Origin of the sequence: Streptomyces sp. NPDC058525, from assembly GCF_042719495.1 — a bacterium.
Taxonomy (GTDB): Bacteria; Actinomycetota; Actinomycetes; order Streptomycetales; family Streptomycetaceae; genus Streptomyces.
Window position 1 is genome coordinate 1 of record NZ_JBHXNP010000174.1, and the last position, 10,157, is coordinate 10,157.

At 71.4% G+C, this 10,157-nt stretch carries 8 protein-coding genes and 1 pseudogene; 1 reads left to right on the forward strand and 8 read right to left on the reverse strand.

Annotation, left to right across the window (positions count from 1 at the left end; genetic code table 11):
• Positions 1-173: pseudogene (locus tag ACFWP3_RS40730) on the reverse strand (MFS transporter); the annotation flags it as partial.
• A 167-nt stretch (positions 174-340) separates the two neighbouring features.
• Between ACFWP3_RS40730 and ACFWP3_RS40735 the strand changes: the two are divergent.
• Complete coding sequence (locus ACFWP3_RS40735; RefSeq protein ID WP_384231784.1) at positions 341-1,264, forward strand: helix-turn-helix domain-containing protein; 924 nt, start codon at positions 341-343, stop codon at positions 1,262-1,264.
• Between the two features lie 12 nt (positions 1,265-1,276).
• Here the strand turns inward: ACFWP3_RS40735 and ACFWP3_RS40740 are convergent, their stop codons facing one another.
• From ACFWP3_RS40740 to ACFWP3_RS40770, 7 genes are all read right to left on the reverse strand, one after another.
• The gene (locus tag ACFWP3_RS40740) at positions 1,277-2,509 is read right to left on the reverse strand and encodes an acyltransferase family protein (RefSeq protein WP_384231787.1); all 1,233 of its coding nucleotides are present in this window, start codon (positions 2,507-2,509) and stop codon (positions 1,277-1,279) included.
• Between the two features lie 169 nt (positions 2,510-2,678).
• A complete protein-coding gene (locus ACFWP3_RS40745) occupies positions 2,679-3,941 on the reverse strand; it encodes an FG-GAP repeat domain-containing protein (RefSeq protein ID WP_384231790.1) in 1,263 nt (420 codons plus the stop codon).
• Positions 3,938-4,711, reverse strand: coding sequence for a hypothetical protein (locus ACFWP3_RS40750; RefSeq protein ID WP_384231793.1), 774 nt, complete (start codon positions 4,709-4,711; stop codon positions 3,938-3,940). Before ACFWP3_RS40750 ends, ACFWP3_RS40745 begins: the two co-directional genes overlap by 4 nt.
• 22 nt (positions 4,712-4,733) lie before the next feature.
• Positions 4,734-5,930: a non-hydrolyzing UDP-N-acetylglucosamine 2-epimerase gene (wecB, locus tag ACFWP3_RS40755; protein ID WP_384231795.1), complete on the reverse strand. Its 1,197-nt coding sequence runs from the start codon at positions 5,928-5,930 to the stop codon at positions 4,734-4,736.
• Between the two features lie 340 nt (positions 5,931-6,270).
• Positions 6,271-7,950 (reverse strand): FAD-dependent oxidoreductase, encoded by a 1,680-nt coding sequence (locus ACFWP3_RS40760; protein ID WP_384231798.1) that lies wholly within the window; start codon positions 7,948-7,950, stop codon positions 6,271-6,273.
• A gap of 4 nt (positions 7,951-7,954) precedes the next feature.
• On the reverse strand, positions 7,955-9,214 hold the full coding sequence (locus ACFWP3_RS40765; RefSeq protein ID WP_384231801.1) for an MFS transporter: 1,260 nt from the start codon (positions 9,212-9,214) through the stop codon (positions 7,955-7,957).
• Positions 9,215-9,226: 12 nt separating this feature from the next.
• The gene (locus ACFWP3_RS40770) at positions 9,227-10,012 is read right to left on the reverse strand and encodes an SDR family NAD(P)-dependent oxidoreductase (RefSeq protein WP_384231804.1); all 786 of its coding nucleotides are present in this window, start codon (positions 10,010-10,012) and stop codon (positions 9,227-9,229) included.
• Positions 10,013-10,157: the final 145 nt, after the last annotated feature.

Genomic DNA, 10,157 nt, shown 5'->3' on the forward strand with positions numbered 1-10,157 from the left:
AGCCCGTCACCGATCACCGGCAACGCCACATTCAGAATCGAGAAATCAACCGCCAGCATGAACTGCGCCACCAGCAGCACCACAAGCACCAGCTTCAGACGCCCGTCCAGACGGACCGGCCCCTCCCCCACCCCCGTACCCGCATCGGCACGTGCTCCCTCGACAACCGACATCGCGACACTTCCTCTCGATCACCGCAACAAGGTGTTGCGGGATCGACTCTGGACCGGTCGGAAGGGGTTACCCAGCCCCCTGGTTGTGCTGGCGCCGGGCAAGCTAGCACTGCCAGGGCCACCTTCACGGGCAGCGCTCCGCGCCCTCCCCCGGCACACTGGACGGCATGGACACACCCACCGCCCTGGGCGAATTCCTCCGCACCCGACGGGCCCAGCTCCAGCCCGAGGACGTCGGACTGCCCTCCCACGGCACCCGCCGGCGCGTGCCCGGCCTGCGGCGCGAGGAGCTCGCCCTGCTGGCCGGCGTGAGCATCACGTACTACACGCACCTGGAGCAGGGGCAGAGCACGAACGCCTCGGACAGCGTGCTCGACGCCCTGGCCCGCGCCCTGCGGCTGACCCCGGACGAGCACGCCCATCTGCTCAACCTCGCCCGGCCGCCGCGTGCCAAGCGGTCCGCGTCGCCCCGTCCCGAGTACGCCCGGGACACCACGCGCCGGCTGATCGGTGCGATGCCGCAGGTTCCCGCCGTCGTACTGGACGGCCGCAACAACGTGCTCGCCTGGAACCCGCTGGGCCACGCCCTCCTCGCCGGGCACCTCGACGTGGCGAGCCCCGACGACCCGGCCGTACGCCCCAACCTCACGCGCATGCTGTTCCTCGACCCGCACACCCGGGAGCTGTACACGGACTGGAAGAGCGAGGCACGCGTCGCCCTGGCCGCGCTGCGCCTGGTCGCGGGGCGCAATCCCGAGGACCGGGCACTGGCCGAGCTGATCGGTTCGCTGATGCTGCAGAGCCCCGACTTCGCGACGCTGTGGTCCAAGCACCCGGTGCGGGACTGCACCGTCGGTACGAAGACGCTGCACCACCCGGTCGTCGGCCCGCTGACCCTCGACTTCGAGAACCTGCACCTCACCGACGGCACCAACCACCGGATGCTGCTCTACAGCGCCCCCGAGTCCTCGCCCTCGGACGCGGCGCTGCGCATGCTGTCGAGCCTGACCGCCGGCTCGGGCCGTACGGCGCACGACGGCCCGAAGCCCGCGTCGGCGGATGCGGACGCGGGCGGGGGCGCTGAGCGGTAGGGCGGGAGGGGGTCAGCCGGTGCGGCCGCCGGTCGTGACGGGGACCGGGGCCGGGCTCTCCGGGCTCTCGACGGGGGCGGCGAGCAGGTCCGGGACCTGCCGGGTACGGGGCTTGGCGCGGCCGAAGCGGCGCATCATCGGCATCTCGACGAAGCGGAAGAGGAGCCAGCCGCCCAGCAGCGAGGTGCAGAAGAACCCGGCGATCACCAGCAGGGCGACGGGGACGCTGTAGGTCTGCTCGCCCAGCAGCGAGCGCAGGTAGAAGATCGTGACGCCCTGGACGAGGTAGAACCCGAAGGACACCTCGCCGAGCCAGACCATGGGCCGGCTGCGCAGGAAGGTGGCGCGGTCCTGGACGTCGGCGTTGGCGGTGGCCCCGATGAGCGCGGCGACGGGCACGATCGTGGCGACGACGAATCCGTACTGGAACGGGGCGACGAGCGCGGCGGCGTAGCCGAGCACGGTCAGGGCGAGGGCGGCGCCGAAGCCGACGCGCCGCGGCCAGAGTCCGGCCAGCACGACGCGGGCCAGCAGGATGCCGAGGGCGAACTCGAAGACGCGGCCCAGCGGGAGCAGGTAGCCGAACCAGAACTGCATGTCGGAGACGGGGGTGATGGCCGACTTCGGGGTGTCGGGGACGACGTAGGTCGAGACGAGCTGGACGGCGACCATGCCGACGACCATGAGGCCGCTCCACACCCACAGGGCGGCGCCGCGGATCTTGCGGATCGGGACGATCAGCAGCGGGAAGAGCACGTAGAAGAGCAGCTCGCTGCCCAGCGACCAGCTCGGCGGGTTCACGCTCAGGTTGATGCTCGCCTGCGGGAACCAGGTGTGGATCAGGAGCAGGTTCGGCAGCCAGTCGGCGACGCCGGTGACGGCGGAGCCGGCGAAGAGGATCATCGCGGCGGCGAAGACGACGACGTGGTTGGGGAAGATCTTCAGCAGTCGGCGGCGCAGGAAGGCCGTGACGCGCTCGCCGGGCCGCGAGGCCCAGGCCAGTACGAAGCCGGACAGCACGAAGAAGAACGAGACCCCGAGGTAGCCGGCCTTGCCGAAGGCCGTCGCGTAGCCGTCCGCGAGGGAGGCGTCGGCGAAGGGGTTGATCGGGGCGTTCGGCGGTATCGGGGAGTCCGTCAGGGAGGAGTGGAAGAAGAAGACGAGGAGGGCGGCGAAGAACCGCAGGCCGGTCAGTGAGGGCAGTTTCGCCCGCTTGGCGGCTTCGGAGGGCGTCGAGGAGGCCACAGGGGTCGCTCTTTCGGAAGAAGGGTTCGTCAGGGGACGGCCGCCGGGACCGTGCTCCGCCGTGCGGTGCGCGGTCCCGGCGGCGGCGCGAAGTGCGTCGCGGGACGGGCCGGTGGGACGGGTCGGTGGGACGGGCCGGTGGACGGGCCGGTGGGACGTGGGCGCGGGCCTACTGCTCGATCTCGTTGCGGTAGACCATGAGCTTGGCGTCCTTGGCCACGTAGTAGTTCTGGACGGAGTACGCGATGGTCGCGAAGTCCAGCCGGCCGTCGCCGTTGAAGTCGGCGGTGGCGATGCGGGCGACGGACTCCTCGGAGACCCGCCACTTCGCCCAGACGCCGTTGGCCGCGTCGATCGCCTTGTAGTACATGACGCCCTGCCACGGCCACGGGCCGCGCAGCGCCACCAGGAACTCCTCGTCGCCGTCGCCGTCGAAGTCGGCGCAGACGATCTGGTGGCCGGGGCCCTCGCCGTTCTCGTTGGGGTCGCCGTACACGTCCAGCAGGACGCGGTTCCAGCCCTCGCCGCCCTCCGCCTTCGTGTAGACGGCCACGGTGTTGCCGTGGAAGGGCTCGATGGCGGCGACGTACGCCATCGGGTCGTCGCCGAGCCGGCCCGCGTTGAGGTCGCCGCTGCCGCGGAAGCCGGTCTGCTCGAACTGCGTGAGCTCGCCCGTGCCGATCAGTTCGCGCACCCACTCCTGGCGGGCCTCGTCGAACCAGAGCCAGGTGACGCCCTCGTCGGAGGCCAGGAGCAGGGATTCGAGGCCGGAGCCGGGGATCAGGCCCTGCTTCTTCTCGGCTCCGTGGATCATCCGGAAGTGGCTGTCGTCGATGACGGTCATCGGCCACTCCTCCGCCGTGTGCACGTCGTCGGGCTGGGTGAACAGCACGACGGGCAGTACGGCGTGGACGTCCTCCTTGGCGACGATCGGCAGGCCGATGATCTGGAGGCGGTCGGTGCGGGTGAAGTGGCCGGCGCGCAGGCGGTGCATGCCCGTGGCGCGTCCGACGTAGTGCCGCTTCCAGCGGGACTCGTCCTTGTCCGGGGTGCCCGGGTTCTCCAGCCAGTCGATCTTGCCGCCCTCGGTGTTGGCGTCGTGGATCGTGCCGATCGGGCCGTACAGGTCGTAGCAGACGATGACGTCGGGGTGGCCGTTGCCGCTGACGTCGGCGAAGTCGGCGCCCACGGGCATCTTGATGCGGTCGGCTATCAGGCGGCGGGTCCAGTCGCCGTCGTTGGCGTACCAGTAGATCTCGCCGAGCCGCAGCCCGTAGCCGAACAGGTCCGGCTTGCCGTCCCCGTCGATGTCCGGGGCCTCCAGCCAGTAGCCGTCGCGGAGCTGGTCGGCGACGACCTCGGCCGTGAACTTCGGGGCGCGCAGCACGTTCTCGCCGTTCTTGGTGGTGGCGGCGTTGCCGGTGGTGGTCATCGGTGCATCTCCATGACGGTCGGGACGGGCAGGGTGCGCAGGGCGCGGGGGACGGGGTGGTACTCGATGGCGAGCCAGACGCAGTCGGTGTCGGCCCGGTACTGGTGCATCGGGTAGTGGTAGCTGCACTGCGGGCCGGTCGCGCAGAACGGGTCCGGGGTGGTGTAGCCCGGGCTCATCAGGACGTCCTGGTAGAGGGAGGCCTGGTCGTGGTCGCGGAAGCGCTGCATGCGGCCGAGGCCGTGCACCTGGGTGTGGACCTCGATGAAGTCGTGCGTGTTGTGGATGAAGCAGTCGGTGCCGGCGGGCGCGAACCACAGGTTGGCCCTGACGTTGAACTCGCGCTGGTCCAGGGCGGTTTCGCGCTCGCCGAGGATGTGGGCGGGGTCGAACAGGACGGTGTTGATCTCGTCCTGGGGGCTCCGGTAGAGCGGAGTGTCCCGGGAGAACTCCCCGGGGCCGAGCAGGTCGGCGAGGTGGTGCCAGCCGGGCTCCCCGGTGATGCCGGTCATCTCGGCGTCCTCCGCCGCGGGGCGCAGCAGGAGCAGTGCGTCGGCCTTCTCGATGCGGGTGTCGGCGAGCACCGTCGAGGAGAGCGGGGGGATGCTCTTGCGCGGCTTCTCGGCGACGGTCACGGGGGTGGTGCCGGGGTTGATCACGATCGTGCGGCCTTCGACGGCGTAGTCCACGGCGTCGCGCACGAGGTCGGCCCTCAGGTACGGGGTGCTGAAGTTCAGGGGGCGTTCGGTGGCGGACGGGGTGGCGCTCATACGGGCTTCCTCTCGGTCTCGGTCAGGTGCGGGCGAAGTCGGCCGTACGGGCGAGTTCCACGCTGAGCTCGTCGACGGCGGTCTCCGGCACGAAGGGTTCGGGGGCGGCTCCCAGGCCGAAGAAGTGGGCGATCGCGGCGACCGTGCGGGCGGTGGCGAGGCCGTCGCCGTACGGGTTGGCGGCGTTGGCCATGCGGTCGTAGGCGGCCCGGTCGCGCAGCAGCTCCAGGGCGTGGGCGACGATGCCCTCGGTGCGGGTGCCGACGAGGCGGGCGGTGCCGGCGACGATGGCCTCGGAGCGTTCGGTGACGTCGCCGAGGACCAGGGTGGGCTTGCCGAGCGCGGGCCCCTCCTCCTGGCTGCCGCTGCTGTCGGAGACGATGACGTCGGCGCGGGCCATGAGCTTGCAGAAGCTGAGGTAGGGCAGCGGGTCGACGACGGTGATGCCCGGGTGGCTGCCGATGTGCGGCAGGAGCGCCTCGCGGACCACGGGGTTGCGGTGCAGCGGGACGACGACGCGGACGCCGGGCTCGTCGGCGATGCGGGCCAGGGCCTGCCCGATCTGCGGGAGGAACGGCCATGCCTCGCGGCGGTGCGCGGAGGCCAGGACGACCCGGCGGGGGTCCTGGCCGAGGTCTTCGAGGGCGGGGACGCCGTAGCTCTGGGCGCGGCCGCTGGCCCAGCGCAGGGCGTCGATGACGGTGTTGCCGGTGACGGTGATGCTGTCGGCGGCGATGCCCTCGCGCAGCAGGTTCGCGAGGTTCCCGGGGGTGGGGGCCAGGTGCAGGGCGGCGATCTGTGCGACGAGCCGTCTGTTGCCCTCCTCGGGGAAGGGGGAGCCGAGCCGGCCGCTGCGCAGTCCGGCCTCGACGTGGACGACGGGGATGCGCTGGTGGAACCCGGCGAGGGCCCCGGTGAGGGTGGTGGCGGTGTCACCGTGGACCAGGACCGCGTCGGCGGGCGCGGTGGCGAAGTAGTCCTCCAGGCCGCGCAGCGACCGGTAGGTGACCTGGGAGAGGGTCTGCTTGGGAGCCATCACCTTCAGGTCGACGTCGGCGGTGAGGCCGAAGGCGTCGAGGGTCTCGTCGAGCATCTGGCGGTGCTGCCCGGTGGAGATCACGACGGGCTCGAAACGCGGGTCGTCCTGGAGGGCGCGGATGACGGGCGCGAACTTGATGGCTTCGGGCCGGGTGCCGAGGACTACGGCGACGGAACGCATGGTTTCCTCTACTTCCTTCACGAGGGGCAATTCGAGCCAGGGCATGACGGGGGAAGAACGCGGCACGGCGGGGCCGCGGAAGTGTGTTTCTCGGGTGTCGGCCAGGGGATCGGATCTCGCTTCGAGGGGCTTTCCAGCGCCCTCTTCCGGCCAAGACACAGCTTTCCCGGAGCCGGCCGGGGAGTCAACGAACCCCCCTCGGGCACTCGAACAGGCGAACGGAAACGACAGAAGCCCCGCCCTCCGGAGACCGGAGCACGGGGCTTCTGAACAGCGCGAACGGGGGAAACGGGCGGGGGACGGGGGAAACGGGCGGGGGGGGACGGGCGGGCGGGCCTCGTCAGCCGCGGGCGGGCTTGATGGACATGGAGTGCCGGAAGAAGTCGGACGGGTCGTAGCGCCTCTTCACCTGCTGGAGGCGCGGGTAGTTGTCCTTGTAGTAGAGCGTCTGCCACGGCACGCCGGAGCGGTTGCGCCGCGGGTCGGTGATGTCGCGGTCGGGGTAGTTGATGTAGCAGCCGTCGGTGCTGTCGTCGATCAGGGGCACCCCTCCGGTGGGCGCGAAGAAGTCCTCGTACAGGCCGCGCAGCCAGCCCAGGTAGAACTCGTCCTCGCTCTCCTCCTGCCAGAAGGTCTGGAAGCACATCTTGAAGATGGAGGACCGCTGCGCGTTGGCCGTCGCGTCGGGCGCCGCGGCATTGACCTGCCCGCCGAAGGAGAACAGCACGAGCATGGTGTCGGGATTGGTGAAGTCCGGCCGGCTCATGTAGCGGTAGAGCGCCTGGATCTGATGGTCGGTGAAGTTCTTCTTCATGTACGCGGACTTGTGCGCGCCGCGCGAGGTGGGATTGGTGATGACCGGGTTGTTGGTGCCGACCAGCCGGGTCGCCTGGAGCCAGGGCAGGGTCCTGGGTTCCGCGAACTGCGGCATGGCCGGCAGCTCACCGGTGGCGCGGGTCAGTGCCTTCGGGGTGACGCCCGTACCGGCCGTGATGGCCGCCAGGTAGTCGTCGAGCAGCTTGCGCGCGCCCGGCACGGTCGCATCGACCTGGGTGAACATCCCCAGGCTGCCGTGCGCCTTGGAACTGACGTTGAACAGGCTGGAGAGGTTGCGGTACGGGGAGTCGGGGGCGCTGTTCGCGGCGTGCCAGGCCCCGAAGTTCTTCAGCAGCCGGGTGAACTTGGCCTCCGTCAGCTGCTCCCAGGGGAAGTCGACGGCGCTCACCAGGACCGTCGACGGCGGGGAGATCAGCTGCTCGGAGGGCACGGAGCCCTTCGCGCCCGGGGAGCGGAACCAATAGCGGGTCACCAGGCCGAAGTTGCCGCCGCCCCCGCCCGTGTGCGCCCACCACAGCTCCCGGTTCGGGTCGTTCTTCTCCCGGGTGGCCACGACCGTGCGGACTCCGCCCTTCCCGTCCGTCACCACGACCTCCACGGCGTAGAGGTGGTCGACGACCAGGCCGTGGGCGCGGGAGAGCAGGCCGTACCCGCCGCCCGCTATGTGCCCGCCGGCGCCGACGCTGTAGCAGATGCCGCCGGGTATGGTGACGCCCCAGCCCTTGTACAGGGCCTCGTACACGTTGATCAGACGGGCTCCGGCCTCGACGACGAACGCCCGGAACGCCGGGTCGTACCCCACGTGCGTCATCTCCGAGAAGTCGATGATGACCTCCGTCTCGGGATGCGCGGCGAAGTCGGCGAAGCAGTGGCCGCCGCTGCGCACCGAGACCCGCTTGCCCGCGCGGACGGCGTCTCTGAGGGCTCGTTCGGCGTCCGCGGTCGAGCGGACCATCTTGATGTAGTCCGGGCGGGCGACGAAGCGCTGGTTGTTGCCGGTGGTCAGCAGCTCGTAGCGCGGATCACCCGGCTTGACGACCGCTCCGGCTCCGGCGGCCGCGCCGCCGGAGGGGGCGGGGGACGCGGCGGCCGCCGCGGGACCGGCCAGTGCGCCGGCCACCGCCGCGCCTCCGACGACGGCCGCGCCGCGGGTGAGCATGGTCCGGCGATCGACACCGTTCATGGGTCTACCTCGACTTCTGTTCGATGAGTGGTTCAGCGGGGAGTACTGCGGCAGGGAGCTTTGCGGTGGGGGGCGTTGCCTTGGCCGAAGGGGACGGGGACGGGGACGCGGACGGCCCGGCGCCGCGGCGGTCGAGCAGTCCGGACAGCGCGGCGGTGCCCAGACCGGCGGCGGCGAGTCCGGCGCCGATCCAGGTCGGCGAGGTCCAGCCGAGGCCGTGGGCGACGGCAAGGCCGCCGAGCCAGGCCCCGAGGGCGTTCCCAAGGTTGAAGGCCGCGATGTTCGCCGCGGAGGCGAGGGCCGGAGCCCCGGCGGCCTGCTGCATCACGCGGGCCTGGAGCGGAGGCACCGTCGCGAAGCCGATGGCCCCGAAGGCGGCCAGGGTGATCGCGGCCGGCAGGGCGGCCCGCGAGGTGAAGGTGAAGATCACCAGTACCACGCAGAGCCCGCCCAGGATGACGTACAGGCTGGGCATCAGGGACCGGTCGGCGGCCCGGCCGCCGAGCACGTTGCCCACGCACAGCCCGACGCCGAAGAGGACGAGGAGCCAGGCGACCGCGCCGTCGGAGAAGCCGGCCAGTTCCGTCATCATCGGCGCGAGGTAGGTGAAGGAGGCGAAGACGCCTCCGAAGCCCAGCACGGTCGTGGTCAGCGCCAGCCACACCTGCGGCTTGCGGAAGACGGCGAGTTCGGCGCGCAGCGCCCCGCGTTCCGGCCGCGGCTGGGGCGGGACCAGGGTGATGAGGCCGAGCAGTCCGACGATCCCGATGCCGGTGACGGCCCAGAAGGTCGAGCGCCAGCCGAACTGCTGGCCCAGGAAGGTGCCCAGCGGTACGCCGAGCACGTTGGCCAGGGTGAGGCCGGTGAACATCAGGGCGATGGCGCTGGCCCGCCGGTCGGGTGCCACCAGGTCGGCGGCGACGACGGAGCCGATCCCGAAGAACGCGCCGTGCGTGAGGGCGGCGATCAGCCGGCCGCCCATGAGGGCGGTGTAGTCCCCGGCGAGGGCGCAGAGCAGGTTGCCCGCGATGAAGATCGCCATGAGCGCGACGAGCATGGTCTTGCGCGGCAGCCGGGCGCCGGCCGCGGTCATCAGCGGTGCGCCGACGACCACGCCGAGGGCGTACCCGGTGACCAACATGCCGGCCGAGGGGATGGACACGGACAGGTCGTCGGCGACGTCCGGGAGCAGGCCGACGATGACGAACTCGGTGGTGCCTATGCCGAAGGCGCCGATGGCGAGGGCGAGGAGGGAGGGTTTCATCGGGGATCCCGGTCAGATCTGCCGCAGGGCGCCGCCGTCGACGCTCCACTCGGCGCCGGTGACCTGGTCGGCGAGGGGGGAGAGCAGGTACGCGACGACTCCGGCGACGTCGTCGGGGGTGCCGATGCGGCCGCTCGGGAGCCGGCGGACCTCGCGGATGAAGTGGTCGACGGCCTCGTCGGGGCGCAGGCCGAACCGCTCGCCGAGCTGCTCGGCGAACCCGCCGGGTGCGTCGAAGAGCGCGGTCCGGGTGGGCCCGGGCGAGACCACGTTGGAGCGCACCCCGCGGAGGCCGAACTCGGCGGCGAGGGACTTGGAGACGGAGAGCAGTGCCGTCTTGGTGGCCGCGTAGTCGACGATGCCCGGGTCGGGGAAGCGGGCGGCCTCGCTCGCGATGTGCACGATGGCGCCCGCTCCGGTCTCCAGGAGCGCGGGCAGGGCGGCGCGGGTCATGCGGACCGCGGAGTGGAAGTTGACCTCGAAGGTGCTGTTCCACTGCTCGTCGGTGATGTCGACGAAGCCGGTGCGGGATTCGAGTGCGCCCACGTTGTTGACGAGGCCGTCGAGCCGGCCGTGGCGCTCGATCACCGTGTCGGCCACCTGCCGGGCCGCGGCGGGGTCGGTGAGGTCGGCGGTGACGGTGCTGACGCGGTCGCCGAGGGCTTCGGTGTTCCAGGGCTTGCGGGCGACGCCGACGACGGTGGCGCCTTCGGCGGCCAGCAGGCGGGTGGTTGCCTCGCCGATCCCGGAGGACGCTCCGGTGACGAGGTACACGCGGTCTTCGATACGGAGGTCCATCACGTTCCTTGGGAAGAGGAGACCTTGGGGGGAGGCGGGCCGGCCCGGGGGGGGGCGGGGCGCCCGGGGGGGGGGGCCCCGGCCCCCCCCCCCGGCCCACCTCGGAGCCGGGCCCGAGCAGGACGAAGACGCCTTCTCCGCGCAG

Bases quoted from the DNA above. Each gene is read 5' to 3' on its own strand.
- ACFWP3_RS40735 (WP_384231784.1), top strand. From the start codon at position 341: ATGGACACACCCACCGCCCTGGGCGAATTCCTCCGCACCCGACGGGCC.
- ACFWP3_RS40745 (WP_384231790.1), bottom strand. From the start codon at position 3,941: ATGACCACCACCGGCAACGCCGCCACCACCAAGAACGGCGAGAACGTG.
- ACFWP3_RS40750 (WP_384231793.1), bottom strand. From the start codon at position 4,711: ATGAGCGCCACCCCGTCCGCCACCGAACGCCCCCTGAACTTCAGCACC.
- wecB (WP_384231795.1), bottom strand. From the start codon at position 5,930: ATGCGTTCCGTCGCCGTAGTCCTCGGCACCCGGCCCGAAGCCATCAAG.
- ACFWP3_RS40760 (WP_384231798.1), bottom strand. From the start codon at position 7,950: ATGAACGGTGTCGATCGCCGGACCATGCTCACCCGCGGCGCGGCCGTC.
- ACFWP3_RS40765 (WP_384231801.1), bottom strand. From the start codon at position 9,214: ATGAAACCCTCCCTCCTCGCCCTCGCCATCGGCGCCTTCGGCATAGGC.
- ACFWP3_RS40770 (WP_384231804.1), bottom strand. From the start codon at position 10,012: ATGGACCTCCGTATCGAAGACCGCGTGTACCTCGTCACCGGAGCGTCC.